Annotated in this window: 12 protein-coding genes and 1 pseudogene; all 13 read left to right on the top strand. The window is 43.0% G+C overall.

Translation table 11 applies throughout. The features are described 5' to 3' along the window. The first annotated feature begins 255 nt into the window (after positions 1–255). The 13 genes and pseudogenes from GFC28_RS04595 (at position 256) to GFC28_RS04535 (ending at position 17,781) form a co-directional block, all read left to right on the top strand. Positions 256–2,001, top strand: coding sequence for a sensor histidine kinase (locus GFC28_RS04595; RefSeq protein ID WP_044745405.1), 1,746 nt, complete (start codon positions 256–258; stop codon positions 1,999–2,001). Continuing rightward, entirely contained in the window at positions 2,001–2,783 is a 783-nt protein-coding gene (locus tag GFC28_RS04590) for a response regulator transcription factor (RefSeq protein ID WP_082063780.1), read from the top strand. Before GFC28_RS04595 ends, GFC28_RS04590 begins: the two co-directional genes overlap by 1 nt. A gap of 83 nt (positions 2,784–2,866) precedes the next feature. Next, on the top strand, positions 2,867–4,186 hold the full coding sequence (locus GFC28_RS04585) for an extracellular solute-binding protein (protein WP_044745487.1): 1,320 nt from the start codon (positions 2,867–2,869) through the stop codon (positions 4,184–4,186). 76 nt (positions 4,187–4,262) lie between these two features. Further along, positions 4,263–5,141 carry a carbohydrate ABC transporter permease gene (locus GFC28_RS04580; RefSeq protein ID WP_044745403.1) on the top strand — a complete coding sequence of 293 codons (879 nt, stop codon included), beginning with the start codon at positions 4,263–4,265 and terminating at the stop codon, positions 5,139–5,141. A gap of 80 nt (positions 5,142–5,221) precedes the next feature. Further along, positions 5,222–6,031 carry a carbohydrate ABC transporter permease gene (locus tag GFC28_RS04575; RefSeq protein ID WP_044745486.1) on the top strand — a complete coding sequence of 270 codons (810 nt, stop codon included), beginning with the start codon at positions 5,222–5,224 and terminating at the stop codon, positions 6,029–6,031. Between the two features lie 281 nt (positions 6,032–6,312). After that, positions 6,313–8,436 (top strand): glycoside hydrolase family 52 protein, encoded by a 2,124-nt coding sequence (locus tag GFC28_RS04570; protein WP_044745402.1) that lies wholly within the window; start codon positions 6,313–6,315, stop codon positions 8,434–8,436. Further along, a pseudogene (locus GFC28_RS04565) lies at positions 8,414–9,110 on the top strand (endo-1,4-beta-xylanase); the annotation flags it as partial. The gene GFC28_RS04570 and the pseudogene GFC28_RS04565, both read left to right, overlap by 23 nt. Positions 9,111–9,491: 381 nt before the next feature. Beyond that, positions 9,492–11,135: an extracellular solute-binding protein gene (locus tag GFC28_RS04560; protein WP_044745401.1), complete on the top strand. Its 1,644-nt coding sequence runs from the start codon at positions 9,492–9,494 to the stop codon at positions 11,133–11,135. Between the two features lie 128 nt (positions 11,136–11,263). Continuing rightward, positions 11,264–12,211, top strand: coding sequence for an ABC transporter permease (locus tag GFC28_RS04555; RefSeq protein WP_044745400.1), 948 nt, complete (start codon positions 11,264–11,266; stop codon positions 12,209–12,211). A gap of 13 nt (positions 12,212–12,224) precedes the next feature. Continuing rightward, positions 12,225–13,115, top strand: a complete 891-nt coding sequence (locus GFC28_RS04550; protein ID WP_044745399.1) for a carbohydrate ABC transporter permease — start codon at positions 12,225–12,227, stop codon at positions 13,113–13,115. A gap of 16 nt (positions 13,116–13,131) precedes the next feature. Continuing rightward, entirely contained in the window at positions 13,132–15,186 is a 2,055-nt protein-coding gene (locus tag GFC28_RS04545; protein ID WP_044745398.1) for an alpha-glucuronidase family glycosyl hydrolase, read from the top strand. A 21-nt stretch (positions 15,187–15,207) separates the two neighbouring features. Continuing rightward, positions 15,208–16,716 (top strand): GH39 family glycosyl hydrolase, encoded by a 1,509-nt coding sequence (locus GFC28_RS04540; protein WP_044745397.1) that lies wholly within the window; start codon positions 15,208–15,210, stop codon positions 16,714–16,716. A 363-nt stretch (positions 16,717–17,079) separates the two neighbouring features. Next, positions 17,080–17,781 (top strand): GntR family transcriptional regulator, encoded by a 702-nt coding sequence (locus tag GFC28_RS04535; RefSeq protein WP_369815498.1) that lies wholly within the window; start codon positions 17,080–17,082, stop codon positions 17,779–17,781. Positions 17,782–17,789 lie beyond the last annotated feature (8 nt).

The following is a 17,789-nucleotide window of genomic DNA, read 5'->3' as shown; positions in this document are numbered from 1 at the left end:
TGAGCTTGTAAAAACGAAGCTGTCGACGGGGGGAGTGAATCCATGGGCTGCATCGATATAGAACGGAGTGAATCTTTCTGTTAGCGGCATCATCTCGTGTTACGATTTCCTACGCCAATAAGCAGGTGTGACGGTAGGAGACAAGTCTGTGATTTGTCTCCTGCCGTCGCAAACATCTATAATTTGCTCTGATCCTGCGAGCGATCTTTCATCTATGTAATATGTGCGTCATAAATGGTAGGTGTCTTGCTGAATATGAAGATAAGAGAAAAATTGAATCGATTTAATACTCTTCGCAATCAAATTCTAATCGTTTTTATATTCGTCATGACATTTGTCTTGCTATTCGTAGGAATGATGACATTTCATTTCGTATCGGTGTTATTAAAACAAAATGCCGAGGAGCAAATTCGCCAAACAGCCATTCAGGCAAACGGCAGATTGGAAGCGCTTTATGGACAACTGGATGCATTGACCAATCAAGTGGCGACAGACGCGTATGTACAAAAATTGCTTTTAAAAGAGGCTGGAGGCCATTTGCTTGGGTTTAGCGAACGGCAATATTTAATGCAAATCGTCAATTCGTACCAAACGTATTCTCAAGGTATTCATTCCTTTGAACTTTATACGAATCGTTACAAACGAGTGTTCCCGCTGAATGAAATGGATTTGGTCAATCGCATAGGAGCTTTATCGATTCAAAGAGCGAATGATGCGAAAGGGGGGATTGTTTGGATTGGACGAGATCCAGCCTCTTCAGATTTTTTAGCGATTCGGCAAATTCGTTTAATGGACCGCTGGTTTTCTCCAGGAGGGTATTTATTAGTACGTGTGAATCGCGACTATTTTCAACTAACGGACGTTTATAGCAATGAAACAGAGGAAAAAGGCTATATGCTGCTTGTCGATCATGATTTCCAATCTATTTTTTCTAATTTTCAAGGAGATCCTACTTCTATTTTGCATACCCAACAGCGGATGATCAAGCAAGATGGAAAGGAGTATATTGTGGTCAAACAGCGATCTCCCCTGACCGGTTGGTTGCTTGTTATGATGACACCAGTAGAGGTGCTGACAAGTGGCCTCTCAATCTTAAAAAATGCGATCCTACTTTCAGGAGCTATCGGCTTTCTCATTTTTCTCATCTTCTCCTTTATTCTCTCGACCATAGTCACGAAGCCGATCTTAAGGCTAACCAAAATCATGAAGCGAGGAAAAAACGGGACATTAAAGCCGAGTCCGCCTATTTTTTCTACTATTGAGATTAATGAATTAAACAATACGTACAATTCATTAGTAGACAACATCAATCATTTGATTCAAGTTGTTTATGAAAAAGAATTGGTACGTAGCCGCACTGAACTAAAGGCGCTGCAAGCGCAAATTAACCCTCATTTCCTTTTTAACACGCTCGATGCTCTATATTGGTCACTTGTCGATAAAGAAGAAGAGGAATTATCGCAATTTGTTTTAAATATGTCCGAGTTGTTTCGCTATACGATTAGCCATTCAAAGAACGATGAATGGGTAACGCTTCGCGAGGAAATTGAACATATTCGCCGCTATCTTGAGATCATGAAATTAAGGTGGGGAGACCGCCTTTTATGGAATATGGTTGTTCCTTTTCAATATTTAGAGATTCCTATTCCTAAGCTACTGATTCAACCTCTAGTAGAAAATGCTGTTTTGCATGGCATCGGCAATAAGGCGGATCCGGGCTTTGTTTGGGTCACCATCGAGGAAGACAGCGATTCCTCTGATTTAATCATTAAAGTTACGGACAATGGACATGGAATGGATGAACAAACCGTTCAAGAGATCTGTAAGCGTCTCTATGATAAAGAGTTTTCGCTTTTGAAAGGGAGCGGCATGGCGATCATCAATGTCAATCGGCGCTTGCAGCTTTATTATGGAGAAGATAGAAGGCTGTTCATTCATAGTGAATTAGGAAAAGGAACGCACGTTTCTATGAAAATCCCTAAGCGTGGTGAACAAAGATGATGGATGTAAAGACGATTTTAGTCGTCGATGATGAACCGAGAGCGCGAATCGGACTGAAAAAAACGCTGGATGCTTGGGCGATGGGAACATGCGAGATTCTTTGTGCAGCCAGCGGGGATGAAGCAATCGAGCTTCTGAGACAGCGCCCCGTTCATTTAATCTTAACAGATATCCGCATGCCGCAAATGTCTGGGCTTCAGCTGATCGAGGCCTTTGCGGAGCACAAGCATAAGCCAGTTGTGATTATTATTTCCGCTTACTCTGAATTTGCCTATGCCCAAAAAGCAATCAAATTAGGAGTGGTCAATTATCTTCTCAAACCGGTCAGCAAACATAAACTCATTGAGGCGGTGGAACAGGCGCTGGCGATATTGGCAGATCGAAAAAAATCAGAAATGCTGGCACAGATGATCGATCATCAAGTCATTCAAATTCAAGAACATATCCGCTCCTCTTCCGTAAGGGAAGCCATACAGTTCATTCATAAAAATTTGCATCAGCCATTGAGCCTGCGCGATGTGTCTAGGCATGTACATTTGAATGCAAGCTATTTTAGTGTCCTATTTAAAGAAGAAACAGATATGACCTTTAGTGAATATGTGACAAGATGCAGGATACAGAAAGCCAAGAGCTTGCTAGTGGCAACCGATTTATCTGTTGAAGAAATTGCCGAATCTGTCGGTTATCAAACAGCGAAATATTTTATTAAAGTATTTAAAGAATTTGAAGGAATGACTCCCTATCGCTTCAGAAAGCAACATCTAAAAAAAGTAGAATTTTAGGCAATGAGTGTGACCTTATTTCCCCATCAGCCAATGATATAATCTTAGCAAACCAAAAAGATTCAAAGGGGGAAATGGCTTTGTTGAAAAAGAAAGCGCATTCATGGCTGATCGGCATGATGTTAGTATTGTCACTAGCCGTCACAGGCTGCTCTAGCTCCAGCTCAAGCAATGAAAATGGAGCTTCACCCGAAGGCGGGAAAAAAGTGACGCTTACATTTATGCATCTATGGCCTGCCGGAAGCTCAAAGCAGCACTATATGATTGTTAATGACATTATTAAAGAATTTGAAAAAGAAAATCCGAATGTAACAGTCAAAACGGAAATTCTCGAAAACGAACAATATAAAAACAAGCTAAAAGTATTAGCAGCTTCCAATGAGCTTCCTGATGTTGGGATGACTTGGGCAGCAGGATTTTTAGAGCCATACGTGAAAGGAAATTTATTTGCACCTTTAGATGATGTTTTAGACGGTGGTCTTAAAGATCAGTTTGTTTCCGGGACAACAGAAGCATATGCGGTTGACAACAAAACGTATGCCCTTCCATTGGAGCTTAACATCACTCCTGTGTACTATAATAAGGAAATTTTTGCGAAATATCATTTAGAAGTCCCTAAAACATATGAAGAGTTCAAGCATGTGGTGCAAACGCTTGTGAAAAATGGCGTAGCCCCAATCGCGTTAGGCAATAAGGATCGCTGGACGGGATCGATGTGGTATATGTATTTAGCCGATCGAATCGGCGGCGCTGACACGTTAAAAAATGCGATAAACGGAAGCGGCACATTTGAAGACCCAGGATTAATCAAAGCGGCGGAAGAAGTCCAAAACCTCGTCAAAATGAAAGCGTTTATCAAAGGATTTAACGGTTTATCGAATGATGAAGCAAAAGCGGAGTTTACCAATGAAAAAGCAGCCATGTATTTAATGGGAACATGGGATTTGCCGCAGTTTACAACAAATGAAGATGTTCCAAAGGAGTTTCGCGACAAAGTCGGATTCTTTAAATTTCCTGTTGTTGAAGGCGGAAAAGGAAATGTGGATAGCTGGGTCGGAGGACCGGGAGTCGGATTGTTTGTAGCGCAAAATTCGAAAGCGAAGGAGGAAGCGAAAAAGTTTGTAAGATTTTTCGTTGAAAAATGGGGCGAGCAGTCAGTCACGAAAGCGGGTGTCATTCCAGCAACAAAAGTGAACACGGCTAATGTCGATCTGCCGCAAATGTATATCGATGTGCTCAATGAATTAAACAAAGCTAGCAATATTACATTATTTGCCGATGTGCAAATGAATCCAGAAGCAGCGCAAACACATTTAAATTTAATCCAATCGTTATTTGGTGAAGAAGTGACACCGAAAGACTTCACTAAACAGCATCAAGAAGTGCTGTCTAAGACGCAATGATGAGGGAAAAGAAGGGCGACAAAAAGGGCATATGTCATATATGTCCTTTTTGTCCAATGCGAAAGGAGGAGACAGCATGAATAAAATGATGTCCGATAAAAAAATCATTGCGCTTTATATTTTGCCGTCTTTGCTGCTGCTTTTGGCATTGGTGTACATTCCGATCGTGATGACGGGCTATTACAGCTTTATGAAATGGGACGGCATCGGCCGTATGGAGTTTATCGCGCTCGATAATTATAAAGAGCTGCTAAAAGATAAGATGTTTTGGAAAAGCGTATACCACTCCTTTTTGCTGGCGGTGTTTTCCGTGATCAGCCTCGCCGGTTATTTGGCGGTTTCTCTCGTATTGTCAGGAAAAATCAAGGGAGCCCATTTATTAAGAAAAATTTATTTAATTCCGATGCTGTTGTCTTCAGTTGCCATTGCTCAGCTATGGTTACGAATTTATCACCCATCGAACGGAATGTTAAATCATTTTCTCATGTTTCTAGGAATAGATGATCCGCCAAACTGGCTGGCTGATCCTTCGATTGCCCTATATTCCATTTTTGTTCCAATTATATGGCAATATGCCGGATTTTATATTTTGATTTATTATGCTGCTTTAAAAAACATTCCCGCATCGATTATGGAGGCGGCAGTAATCGACGGTGCTAATCCGTGGCAGCTCGCCTATAAAATCAAGCTTCCGTTAATTGCGGGAGTTATTAAAGTCACGATTGTGTTAGCTGTTGTCGGTTCGTTAAAATATTTTGATTTAATCTATGTGATGACGGGCGGGGGGCCAAACGGCGCGAGTGAAGTCATCGCTTCTTATATGTACCAGAAGGCATTCCGCAGTTTTAATTTCGGATATGGAAGCACCGTCGCTTTTTCATTACTGCTGATTTGCGTTTTAGTGACATGGTTGATTAGAAAACTTACCCGTTCAAATGAAGAAATCCAGTATTAGCACAAAAGGGGGAAGCACTAGTGTCAGGAAAAACGGAAGCTTCGTTATCATCCTTTCGAGCCCTGGGGAAAAGAATAGGGATGGCCATTTTTTATGCCATCTTAATCATTTTAGCTATTTTTCAAATCCTTCCTCTTGTTTGGCTGTTATTCTTTTCGCTTAAAAATAATCAAGAGGTTTTTAATACGCCGTTATTGGCGCTTCCGTCTCCACCTCGCTGGGAAAATTATGTGAAAGTATGGGTGGAGGGAGACATTGGCCGTTATTTTTTCAATAGTGTTTGGATTACTACCGTATCAGTCATTTTTACGGTCTTGTTGGCGAGCTTTGCCACATTCGCGCTAACGCGCATGAATTGGAAGCTGAAACACGTGGTGCTAGGGATGTTTATCGTTGGGTTGATGATTCCCGTGCATTCCACACTAATCCCATTATTCGGTTTTTTTACTAAACTTCAATTAATTGATCATCCAATGTCGATCATTTTAACGAATATCGGGTTTAATTTGCCGATTACGATCATGATTTTGCTTGGATTTTACCATTCCTTGCCGCGCGAATTGGAGGAATCGGCTATTATTGACGGATGCTCTGTCCACCGGATGTTTTTCCAAGTGATTTTGCCGATGACATCCCCTGTCATTGTCACGACTACCATTATTAATCTGATTTACAACTGGAATGAGTTTGTGTTTGTTAATACATTTATTAGCTCTGAGCAATATAAAACCTTGACTGTAGGAATTCAAAACTTTATTGGGCAATATACGACCGATTGGGGGGCCATTGGTGCCACGCTGATGATTAGTGTTTTGCCGATTTTAATCGCTTTCTTTTTTCTCAGTGACAAAATTGTGGAAGGGATTACGGCCGGTGCCATTAAGGGATAAAGAGAGTTTGATGGCATAAGAGAACGAATAGCTTGAAAACGATCGATCAAGCAAACGAAGCTTTTTAGCCTTTTCCGCTTAAAAGGGAGTGTGTGGTTTTTCGGCGATCGAGAAGTGATTGGCCAACGAAGCGCTTCACACATTCGTTGATGGAGCTATGGATCACTGTTGTCTGAATCTTGGCCGTTCGACAAAACCAGTTTTATAGATTTGTTCTCGGTCGTGGATGCTTCACATTCGAGCTTTAAGGTACATTTCGAGGAGAAAGGAGATAATGCTCAATGCCTAACAATATATTTTTTAACGCCCATCATTCGCCCGTCGGAGCGTTTGCCAGTTTTACGTTAGGGTTTCCAGGAAAAAGCGGGGGATTGGATTTGGAACTCGCCCGACCGCCGCGGCAAAACGTATTTATTGGTGTAGAATCGCTCAACGAGCCAGGTTTATATTACATCCTGCCATTTTCAGAAACAGCGAGAGATGATGAAAGCAAACGGTATGACATTGAAAATCCCGATCCAAATCCGCAAAAGCCGAACATTCTTCTTCCGTTTGCCAAAGAGGCCATCGAACGGGAATTTCGCGTTGCGACGGATACATGGAAAGCGGAAGATTTAACGTTTACGATTTATTCTCCGGTGAAGGAGGTGCCGGATCCAAAGACAGCGACCGCTGAAGAGCTGAAACTGGCGTTAGTCCCAGCCGTTATCGTCGAGATGACGATTGACAATACAAACGGAACAAAAGCGCGACGGGCATTCTTCGGATTTGAAGGCACCGATCCGTATACGTCGATGAGACGAATCGATGAAACGTGCCAAGAGCTGTGCGGGATTGGCCAAGGTCGGATTGTTGGGATTGTATCAAAAGATGAAGGCGTCCGCTCTGCTTTGCATTTTAGTATGGAAGATATTTTGACGACTCCGCTCGAAGAAAACTGGACGTTCGGACTCGGGAAAATCGGCGCATTAATTGCGGATGTGCCAGCTGGGGAGAAGAAAACATATCAATTTGCCGTTTGTTTCTACCGTGGCGGTTATGCAACGGCGGGAATGGATACTTCTTATTTCTATACCCGTTTTTTCAACAATATCGAAGAAGTCGGCCTTTATGCGTTAGAGCAGGTGGAAGTGTTGAAAGAACAGTCGTTCCGTTCGAACGAGCTCGTTAAAAAACAATGGCTGTCCGATGATCAAAAATTTATGATGGCTCATGCCATTCGAAGTTATTACGGCAACACCCAGCTGCTTGAGCATGAAGGGAAGCCGATTTGGGTTGTCAATGAAGGCGAATATCGCATGATGAATACCTTTGACTTAACAGTAGATCAGCTGTTTTTTGAGTTGAAAATGAATCCGTGGACAGTTAAAAATGTGCTTGATTTATATGTTGAGCGGTATAGCTATGAGGATCGCGTCCGCTTTCCGGGAGAGGAAACAGAATATCCGGGAGGCATCAGCTTCACTCATGATATGGGAGTGGCCAATACGTTTTCCCGCCCTCAGTATTCTTCTTATGAGCTATATGGAATCAGCGGTTGCTTTTCGCATATGACGCACGAACAACTCGTCAACTGGGTGCTCTGCGCCGCGGTATACATCGAGCAAACAAAAGATTGGGCATGGCGCCAACAGCGGCTCCCCATCTTAGAACAATGCTTGGAAAGCATGATTCGCCGCGATCATCCCCAGCCGCAAAAGCGGAATGGAATAATGGGACTTGATAGCAGCCGAACGATGGGGGGAGCGGAAATCACGACATATGATAGTTTAGATGTTTCTCTTGGCCAAGCGCGCAACAACTTATATTTGGCGGGCAAATGTTGGGCGGCCTATGTAGCGCTTGAGAAATTGTTCCGTGATGTCGGCAAGGAAGAAGGAGCCGCACTGGCTGGGGAGCAGGCGGAAAAATGCGCGGCGACAATCGTCAGCTATGTGACCGATGACGGGTATATTCCGGCCGTAATGGGAGAAGGAAATGATTCGAAAATCATTCCGGCCATCGAGGGGCTTGTATTCCCTTATTTCACGAATTGCCACGAGGCTTTAAAAGACGACGGACGCTTTGGGGGATATATTCAAGCGCTGCGCAAACATTTGCGTTATGTGTTACGAGAAGGAGTTTGCCTCTTCCCGGACGGCGGATGGAAAATTTCATCAACAAGTAACAATTCATGGCTCAGCAAAATTTATTTGTGCCAATTTATTGCACGGCATCTTTTAGGATGGAAATGGGATGAATTAGGAAAGAAAGCCGATGCGGCGCATGTAGCATGGCTCACACATCCCGAGCTATCGATTTGGAGCTGGAGCGATCAAATAATTGCCGGTGAAATTAGCGGCAGCAAATATTACCCGCGCGGCGTGACGAGCATTTTATGGCTTGAGGAGGGGGAGCGAACATGAGTTGTTTGTCCCCCTCCACAAGGTGTTTGCGAATGATTTTGACATCGGCGCCGCAGTTAACCCAATTACTATTGAAGCGCAAAAACAACTGTTGGTCGCCCATGTAAACGGCATGACAGCGGAAAATCATATGAAGTTTGAACACCTTCAACCAAAGGAAGGAGAGTTGGCATTTGAACAAGCCGATCAAATTGTTGAGTTTGCGTATTCCCATCAGATGATGGCCCGCGGGCATACCTTATATGGCACAATCAAACTCCAGATTGGGTGCTTCAGGACAGTCAAGGCCGTTTTGTTAGTCGGGATGCGCTGCTTGAGCGGATGAAATCCCATATTTCAACCGTTGTTCAGCGTTACAAGGGAAAAGTATATGGCTGGGATGTCGTCAATGAAGCAGTCGCCGACGAAGGGGATGAGTTGTTGCGTTCATCCAAATGGCGGCAAATCATCGGGGCCGATTTTATTGAACAAGCGTTTCTTTATGCACATGAAGCCGATCCAGATGCCCTGCTTTTTTACAATGACTACAATGAATGTTTTCTGGAAAAACGAGAGAAAATTTTTGCGCTTGTCAAGTCATTGCGCACCAGAGGAATTCCAGTTCATGGCATCGGTGTATGCAGGCTTATTGGAGCTTGACTCGCCCATCGCTGGATGAGATTCGCTCAGCCATGTAACCAGAAGTAGGAAAAGTTCTTGTGAAAAATAATCAAAAAATTTTGACAGATGGGTATTGAATATAGATTGACTTTCTTTTATAATCGGAATTAAACTAGTATACTAGTATTACTAATAATCATTCAGTGCGAAATTATGCGTTTGGCTGTTATATCTTTTGGAAGTAATTAAGGAAGATTGTTGCCAAACTAACATACTAGAATGTTAATTTTTTGATGATTACATTCTGCAGGGAGAGAATATCGCTTGTTAAGGTTTATTTTGAAATCGCTTACTTTTAGTCGTGAAAGGGGGGATTGAATTAGAGGGATACCGTTTTTCTTTATAGCAGTTTCCGGTCAAGGGGGATCTAGAAAAGTAGGATTGGAGGGAGAAAAATGCTAAAAAAGTTTTTGGCCACTTTAGCAGCAACAGCATTGGCTGCTGGAATGCTTGCGGGGTGCACGGACAATGAATCAGCTTCATCAGGCGACTCCAGTGAATCGAAAGATGGAAAAGTCACCATTACAACTGTGCGTACCCTAAAAGATGACACAAAATTTCGAAATGGGGAAGATTTGAATAACAATCCGATCACACGATGGTCAGAAAAGGAATTGGGGATTAAATGGAAAACTCTCTGGACGGCTCCGAACGATGAGCAATATCATAATAAGATTCGCCTCGCTCTATCGTCCGGCCAGAAGTTGCCTGACGTATTCAAAGTGTCGGACGGACAATTAATCAACGATTTGATTCGTTCTGGAAAAGTAATGCCTATTGATGAGGCGATTGAAAAATACGCATCTCCGAGGTTGAAGGAAATTTTTAATCAGTTCCCAGAAGCGTTTTACCCGGCTACGGTTGATGGAAAACGTTACGGCATTCCGCGTTTTTCTGGCGGTAACGGCTCAGATTCATTGCTTTGGATCCGCAAAGATTGGCTCGACAAATTAGGATTGCAGCCGCCAAAAACGATTGAAGACCTTGAAAAAATCATGGATGCTTTCGTAAACAATGATCCTGACGGAAATGGGAAAAAAGATACCATTGGTTTGACGCTGGCCAGTAAAAATGGTTTGGCGACATGGCTTGCTGACGGAAGTTTTATTTTTGGTGCGTACGGCAATTATGAACCTGGTTCATGGTCAAAAGGTGAAGATGGCTCTTTAGTCTATGGTTCTGTCCAGCCGTCGATCAAAAAGGGATTAGAGAAATTACATGAATGGTATGAAAAAGGATACTTAGATCAAGAAGTTGGGATTTTAGACGAACAAACAGCGATTAAAAGTTTTGTAGCTGGAAAATCCGGTATCATCTCTGCGCCTCCATGGGCATCTGGATGGCCGATTACAGACGCGTTAAAAAACAACCCAGGAGCGGTGGTTGAGCCATATCCGCTGCCAAGTGGGCCAGACGGAAAAATTGGACGCCGCGGTGAAGGGCTCGTTACAGGAATGTTCTTATTTAGCAAAGATTTTAAACATATGGATAAGTTTTTTGAGTACTTAGATGAAGCCTTCGCTTATGTATATAACGATTCGAAGTATTTTAAATATGGATTGGCTGAAGGCTATGACTATGTCATGAAAGACGGCAAGGCTGTTTATGATGACAAAGAAATTCCAGGTGGAAGATTGGATCCAGGAACCTATTTTATTACTGAAGCCATTCCGACCGTCCCGTATATGCTTTACGATTTAGTCGAAGAACTGTATACAACCAAACGCCAGCCGAAAAACGCTTATGAGTATACACGGATTGTCTCCCTAGGCGATTCCTTTATGAAAGCGGCTACCATCGTCAATGAGCAAAACCAATACCGTATTGAAAATGAGTTTACTGGACCGCCAACAAAAACGATGCAAAAACGTTCGGAATTCTTGACGAAAATGGAGAGGGAAACGTTCGCTAACATCATTTATGGTCGAGCGCCGCTCAGTGCATTTGACGAGTTTGTGAAAAAGTGGGAAGAGTCTGGCGGTAAAGAAATGACAAAAGAAGTAAATGAGTGGTATCAATCGGTGAAAGGGGAAAAGTAAAGCGGAATGAATGTGACGGTGCGGACATGGTTGGAATGGTTGAAATCACAATCAATGTCTGCACCTATTTTTTAGTATGAACCGATTCTGAAAAAATGTTTTTGATCAGACGAAAGGAGGAGGAAACCATGCAGCCGGCAGTGGATTTAAAAGGACAAACAGCGGCAGTTGAAGTAAGGAAACAACGAAAATGGAAGGGGACATGGCAACTGCATGCGATGCTGCTTCCCGCCATTGTCATTGTGTTTATTTTTCAATACATTCCAATGGTCGGACTCGTGATGGCGTTTCAGGATTATGAACCGTGGCTTGGCTTTTTGCGCTCGCCATGGGTCGGTCTTGAACATTTTAAAACGATGTTTGAATATGAAGATGCGCGTCAAGTGATATGGAATACATTTGTTATTTCCACATTGAAAATCATTTTTAACCTCGGAGTGCCGCTTGCGTTTGCTTTGCTCCTTAACGAAATATACGTGATGAAGTTTAAACGAACTGTCCAGACGATCGTGTATTTGCCGCACTTTTTATCCTGGGTAATTTTAGGCGGGATTTTGATTGATATGCTTTCTCCTGAAGGAGGAATGGTCAATCGCGTGTTATCTTTATTTGGAATTGATTCTATTTTTTTCCTCGGTGACAACGATTGGTTTCGTACGGTCGTTGTTGTGACGGATGTATGGAAAGAATGCGGATTTAATACGATCGTGTTTTTAGCCGCCCTTACTTCAATCAATCCATCGTTGTATGAAGCCGCGATCGTTGATGGTGCGAATCGTTGGCAGCAAACCATTTACATTACGCTGCCTTCCATGCTGCCGATTATCATTGTTGTTGGAACATTATCGTTAGGAAATATTTTAAATGCCGGGTTTGACCAAATTTTAAACTTGTACAATCCGCTTGTTTATAAAACGGGCGATATTATTGATACGTACGTTTATCGCATTGGTCTTTTAAATGGAGACTTCAGTTATGCGACCGCCGTTGGGTTATTTAAATCCATTATCAGCTTTATGTTAGTGGTAACAGGATATCGACTCGCTTATAAATATGCCAACTATAAAATCTTTTAAGGGAGGAGAGGATATGCATCATCATTATCAAAAAAGCTTGTCCTATAAAATATTTACCATTTTTAACTATGTTCTTTTAACCGTCATTGCGTTGCTTTGTATTTTGCCGTTGATTCATATTTTAGCCGTTTCTTTTAGCGGAAGTGCGGCGGCGACCGCCAATCTTGTCGGGCTGTGGCCGGTCGATTTTACAGTTGATGCGTACGAAAAAACGATTGGAAATGAAAACTTTTTGCGCTCGCTCTGGAATTCGTTTTTGCGGGTTATATTAGGAACTGTCATTTCTATGGCAGTCATGTTGTGTGCGGCCTATCCGTTATCCAAAAGTGACAAAGCATTTCGTGGTCGGAAAATTTATATGTGGTTTTTCGTTTTTACTATGCTGTTTCACGGCGGCCTTGTGCCAACTTATATGGTCGTGACGAAACTTGGATTGATGGATACCATTTGGGCGTTGATTTTGCCATCGGCGGTCAGTTCGTTCAACTTAATTTTGCTTGTTAACTTTTTCCGGACATCGGTACCGAAATCGCTTGAAGAAGCCGCTTTGATGGATGGGGCTAATCATTTTACGATTTTTTGGAAAATTTATTTGCCGATCTCTATTCCAGCTATTGCGACGATTTCGCTTTTTACAATGGTGTTTCATTGGAATTCATGGTTTGATGGGATGATTTACATGTCTGATGTTAAACATTATCCGTTATCCACTTTCTTGCAAACAATCATTGTTCAACAAGACTTTACGAAAATGAGTGTCGATGCCGAAACAATGAAAAATTTGTCTGAACGGACCGTGAAAGCAGCGCAAATTTTTATCGCGGCGTTGCCGATGCTGGTCGTCTATCCATTTGTGCAAAGGTTTTTTGTTAAGGGGATTGTATTAGGGGCAGAAAAAGAATGAGAGGAGATAGGCGGACATGACGAAAGAATATGAATCTTGCTGGCTGCGATATGAGAAAAATGATAAATATCAAGACAGTCCATTATTGGTTAAAACGATTGTAGCCAAAGGGGAGTCCTCGGTTTTCCGCGCGGCAGTGGAAGAGCTAAAGGTCGGAATGGCATCGATGTTTGGCATCGAGCCGCAAGTAACGGCGAAAGCTGGACAAACGAGTTTTATTTGGCTCGGAACGCTTGATGATGATGAGATAAAGAAGCAATGGCCGGATCGTGATGCTACGGCAGTTTATGATCCGGACGGCTATGTTATTTATTCTCATGTTCACGATGGGCTACCGTACATCTACATTGCCGGGAAGACAGAGAAAGGAACGCTATATGGTGTGTTTCACTTTCTTCGCTTGCTTGAGATGAAGGAAGATGTTTACCATTTGTCAATCGTAGAACAGCCGAGAAATCAATTGCGCATGATCAATCACTGGGATAATATGGATGGAAGTATTGAGCGAGGATATGCGGGACGATCGATTTTCTTTGCCGACGGACAGTTTGTCAAACAAAAGCAACGGATTAAAGATTATGCGCGGCTGCTTGCTTCCATAGGCATTAATGCGCTTTCGATCAACAATGTAAACGTTCATCAAACAGAAACGAATTTGATCACGGAAGAGTTTTTACCTGAAGTGGCGGAAGTGGCCGATATCTTCCGGATATACGGCATTCAAACGTTCTTAAGCATTAACTATGCGAGTCCGATTGAAATCGGTGGGCTTTCGACCGCCGATCCGCTTCATCCAAGTGTAAAGCAATGGTGGAAGAAAACTGTTGAACAAATTTATCGCTATATCCCTGATTTTGGCGGTTTTGTCGTCAAGGCGGACTCCGAGTTCCGCCCCGGTCCGTTTACATATGGACGCAATCATGTGGATGGAGCAAATATGTTGGCCGAAGCGCTGGAACCGTTCGGAGGTGTCGTGATTTGGAGATGTTTTGTCTATAACTGCCAGCAGGACTGGCGAGACAGAACAACAGATCGGGCAAAAGCCGCTTATGAGCATTTTAAGCCATTAGATGGGCAGTTTCATTCGAACGTTATTTTACAAATTAAAAACGGCCCGATGGATTTTCAAGTGCGGGAACCCGTTTCCCCTTTATTCGGCGCCATGCCGAAAACGAACCAAATGCTAGAAGTTCAAATCACCCAAGAATATACAGGACAGCAAAAGCATTTATGTTTTCTTGTTCCTCAATGGAAAGAGGTGCTTGAATTTGATACATATGCCAAAGGGAAAGGATCAGAAGTGAAAAAAGTGATCGATGGTTCTTTATTCGATTACCGGTATAGTGGCATGGTCGGTGTATCCAATATTGGCGATGACTCGAACTGGACTGGGCATACGCTCGCACAAGCCAATTTATATGGATTTGGGCGTCTTGCTTGGAATCCGGATTTGTCTGCGGAGGAAATAGCGAAGGAATGGATTGTGCAAACATTTGGGAATGATCCGCAACTCGTTGAGCAAATTAGCGGAATGCTTTTAGACTCATGGCGCATTTACGAAAACTATACCGCTCCGCTTGGCGTCGGCTGGATGGTGAACCCAGGCCACCATTATGGACCGAATGTGGATGGATATGAATATTCCCATTGGGGAACGTACCATTATGCTGACTGCAAAGGAATCGGAGTCGATCGGACGATCGCAACCGGAACCGGCTATACCGCACAGTATTTTCCGGAAAATGCGACGATGTATGAATCATTGGATACTTGTCCTGATGAGCTGCTACTGTTTTTTCACCATGTTCCGTATACCTATCGCTTAAAATCAGGTGAAACGGTGATCCAGCATATTTACAACACTCATTTTGCTGGAGTAGAGCAGACCAAACAGCTCAAAAAACGGTGGGAGCAGCTGAAAGGAAAAATGGATGAAAAACGGTATATGGATGTATTGGAACGGCTTGCGATTCAGATTGAACATGCAAAGGAATGGCGTGATGTCATCAATACGTATTTTTATCGCAAATCGGGCATCGATGACCAATATGGCCGGAAAATTTATCGATGATGAATAGGGGAGGCGTAGAGGATGAAAATCGTTAAAGTGCCGGATGGTGGGCGAATGAACTTCAGGAAGAATTGGAAATTTTGTGTTGGCACCGGCCGGCTCGGCCTTGCTTTACAAAAGGAATATTTAGATCATCTGAAGCTCGTCCAAGAGAAAATTGGATTTCAATATATTCGCGGCCATGGCTTGCTTTCCGATGATGTCGGGATTTATCGAGAAGTAGAAATAGACGGAGAAATGAGAACGTTCTACAACTTTACGTACATCGACCGGATTCTTGATTCATATTTGGATTTGAACATTCGCCCGTTTATTGAGCTCGGGTTCATGCCGAGCGCGCTCGCTTCAGGAGAGCAAACCGTTTTTTATTGGAAAGGAAATGTTACCCCGCCGAAAGATTATGGCAAGTGGCGCGATTTAATTGTGGCAGTCGTTTCCCATTTTGTTGAGCGCTACGGGATGGAGGAAGTGAGAACATGGCCGTTTGAAGTATGGAATGAGCCGAATTTAGTAAATTTTTGGAAGGATGCAGACAAACAAGAATATTTTAAGCTATATGAAGTGACGGCACAAGCGGTAAAAAGTGTGCATCCCCAATTGCAAGTCGGAGGCCCCGCTATTTGCGGGGGAAGCGACGAATGGATTGTCGATTTCTTGAATTTTTGTGCCGAAAAACACATCCCCGTTGATTTTGTAAGTCGACATGCCTATACGTCGAAGGCGCCGCATAAGAAAACGTTTGAATATTACTATCAGGAGCTTGAGCCGCCCGAAGATATGCTTGAACAGTTCAAAACGGTGCGCGAATTGATTAACCAATCCCCGTTCCCGAATTTACCGTTTCATATTACGGAATATAACACATCGTATAGCCCGATCAACCCGATTCATGATACGGCTCTCAATGCTGCCTATATCGCTCGTATTTTGAGTGAAGGCGGCGATTATGTCGATTCGTTTTCGTATTGGACGTTTAGCGATGTGTTTGAGGAAATGGACGTACCAAAAGCGGTGTTTCACGGCGGATTCGGTTTGGTGGCACTCCATTCGATTCCGAAACCGACGTTTCATGTATTTACGTTTTTTAATGCATTGGGCGAGGAACTGTTGTATCGTGACTCAGAGATGATGGTGACTAGGCGGAAAGATGGATCGGTCGCGGTGGTGCTCTGGAATTTAGTTATGAAAAAAGGCGAGGGATGGGCCAAAGAAATACGGCTGGATATTCCCATTCCATTTACTGATGGATTTATGAAACGGCAAACAGTTAATGAGGAGTACGGAAACCCGTGGAGAGTATGGAAACAGATGGGCCGGCCCCGCTTTCCAAACCGGAAAGCAATTGAGACGTTGCGTCAAGTGGCACGGCCGAAAGTAACGACTGAACGGCTGAGGGCGGAAAACGGTGCGGCTCGTTTGTCTCTTCTGTTGACGAAAAATGAAGTAACGCTCATCGAAATCGAACCGATTAAAGATGCCACGTATACGTATTCCGGTCTTGATGACAGTCAAATGACATCGTATTCGTAAGTTTATGGGTTTAAAAATCGTAACGTATGATCTTTAAATGCACGTAAAGATTATGAGGTTTTGGGTAAAAACAGTTAACAAAAGGAGGGATAGGGATGGGATGGACATTGTCGCCATTGGAGAATCGATTGCGTCCTTTACACCGACAAGCGGCGGATTAACGAGGCAAGCTGTTACATGTACGAGACGACTCAGCGGGGATTAGAATCAATAGACGAACTTGTCTTGATCGTGAGGGGAGAGTGAAAAAAGAACAGATCATTCGGAGGATAAAGGTGGATAGGTGGAACAGATTGGAGTAAAATGAAGGAAAACCATTTGTTTGGTTTCTACCATACTAGTATAGAAGAAAGGGAGAACTCAATGACGATGTTTACTTCCCAGCAAAGCCAGCAAATCAAAAGTTCCATTAGAGGCTCAGCGCGAGATCAGTTGTATGACATGCTGAAAGAAAAAATTTTGCGTCTGAAGCTTGAACCAGGAACGAAAATTTCAGAAAAAGAAATTGCTGAGCAGCTTCATATTAGCCGCACCCCGGTACGCGAAGCGTTTTTAAAACTGGCGCAGGAAGAGCTGCTCGATATCATTCCACAGAGTGGGACGATCGTTTCGCGTATTAATCTGGAACATGTTGAAGAAGGGCGTTTCATTCGTGAGGTGGTTGAAAAAGAAGTCGCGGCGTTAGCTTGCACGAGATTTCGCCAAGATCATTTGTTTCAACTTGAGAAGAACATTATGATGCAGGAACTGTGCGTGGAAAAAGGGAATTTTTTGGAACTTTTTGAGCTTGATGAGATGTTTCATCAACTTATTTTTGATGGTTGCCGCATGTCGCGCTCATGGAAGATGGTGCAAAGCTTAAACAGTCATTTCAACCGTTTACGCGTACTGCGATTGTCTTCCGACTTAGACTGGGATATTATCATTTCTCATCACAAGCAAATTTATCAATTGATTGCGGATAAAGAAGCAGAGAAAGTCCGGAAAGTAATGGAGGAACATTTGCGGCTTGTGGATATTGAAAAGGATCAGTTGAAAAAACAATATCCGCACTACTTTGTTTAACTGGCAAA

The sequence above is a fragment of the Anoxybacillus sp. B2M1 genome (assembly GCF_001634265.1).
Classification (GTDB): domain Bacteria; phylum Bacillota; class Bacilli; order Bacillales; family Anoxybacillaceae; genus Anoxybacteroides; species Anoxybacteroides rupiense.
This window is presented reverse-complemented; position numbering and strand designations above follow the sequence as displayed.

Coding starts and splice junctions, on each gene's coding strand:
- GFC28_RS04590 (WP_082063780.1), top strand. CDS start 2,001: ATGGATGTAAAGACGATTTTAGTCGTCGATGATGAACCGAGAGCGCGA.
- GFC28_RS04575 (WP_044745486.1), top strand. CDS start 5,222: ATGGCCATTTTTTATGCCATCTTAATCATTTTAGCTATTTTTCAAATC.
- GFC28_RS04580 (WP_044745403.1), top strand. CDS start 4,263: ATGAATAAAATGATGTCCGATAAAAAAATCATTGCGCTTTATATTTTG.
- GFC28_RS04550 (WP_044745399.1), top strand. CDS start 12,225: ATGCATCATCATTATCAAAAAAGCTTGTCCTATAAAATATTTACCATT.
- GFC28_RS04545 (WP_044745398.1), top strand. CDS start 13,132: ATGACGAAAGAATATGAATCTTGCTGGCTGCGATATGAGAAAAATGAT.
- GFC28_RS04595 (WP_044745405.1), top strand. CDS start 256: ATGAAGATAAGAGAAAAATTGAATCGATTTAATACTCTTCGCAATCAA.
- GFC28_RS04555 (WP_044745400.1), top strand. CDS start 11,264: ATGCAGCCGGCAGTGGATTTAAAAGGACAAACAGCGGCAGTTGAAGTA.
- GFC28_RS04535 (WP_369815498.1), top strand. CDS start 17,080: ATGACGATGTTTACTTCCCAGCAAAGCCAGCAAATCAAAAGTTCCATT.
- GFC28_RS04570 (WP_044745402.1), top strand. CDS start 6,313: ATGCCTAACAATATATTTTTTAACGCCCATCATTCGCCCGTCGGAGCG.
- GFC28_RS04540 (WP_044745397.1), top strand. CDS start 15,208: ATGAAAATCGTTAAAGTGCCGGATGGTGGGCGAATGAACTTCAGGAAG.
- GFC28_RS04560 (WP_044745401.1), top strand. CDS start 9,492: ATGCTAAAAAAGTTTTTGGCCACTTTAGCAGCAACAGCATTGGCTGCT.